The 582-nt window shown below is 61.3% G+C and carries 1 protein-coding gene; it reads right to left on the bottom strand.

Annotation, left to right across the window (positions count from 1 at the left end; translation table 11 throughout):
* Positions 1–571 (bottom strand): ATP-grasp domain-containing protein (locus tag AB3X94_RS41850; RefSeq protein ID WP_368614473.1); only part of this gene is annotated, 571 nt, incomplete at its 3' end.
* Between the last annotated feature and the right edge of the window lie 11 nt (positions 572–582).

The raw sequence follows: 582 nt of genomic DNA, 5'->3' as shown, positions 1-582 counted from the left end.
TTTCCCAGAATGCCTTGTACAGGCCTTGCAGGATCGCGCGGGCTTGCGGGATCGAAGCGTCGGGCACGCCGATCTTCTTCGCGAGGTCGTCTGCTTCCGAGTCCTTCAGGCCGGTCGACGGATCGACTGCAACCTTGTGGATCAGCTCAGGCGTCTTTTCCGCGACTTCTTCGACGTCCATGCCGCCTTCGCTCGACGCCATCACGACGATCTTCTGCGAAACGCGATCAATCACGAGACCGACATACAGTTCCTTCTTGATGTCGGCGCCTTCTTCGATCAGCAGGCGGTTCACCTTCTGGCCTTCCGGACCGGTCTGGTGCGTGACGAGCTGCATGCCGAGGATCTGGTTCGAGTACTCGCGAACCTGTTCCAGCGACTTGGCGACCTTGACGCCGCCGCCCTTGCCACGGCCACCTGCGTGGATCTGAGCCTTGACGACCCACACCGGGCCGCCGAGCTCTTCCGCGGCCTTGACCGCATCATCCACCGAGAAGACCGGCTTGCCGCGCGGTACCGCGACGCCGAATTTCCGCAGGATTTCCTTACCCTGGTACTCGTGAATCTTCATGCGTGATTCCC

It is taken from the genome of Paraburkholderia sp. BR10923 (assembly GCF_040948765.1).
Taxonomy (GTDB): Bacteria; Pseudomonadota; Gammaproteobacteria; order Burkholderiales; family Burkholderiaceae; genus Paraburkholderia; species Paraburkholderia youngii.
Note: the sequence above shows the minus strand (reverse complement) of the source record. Positions and strands in the feature narration are given on the sequence as shown.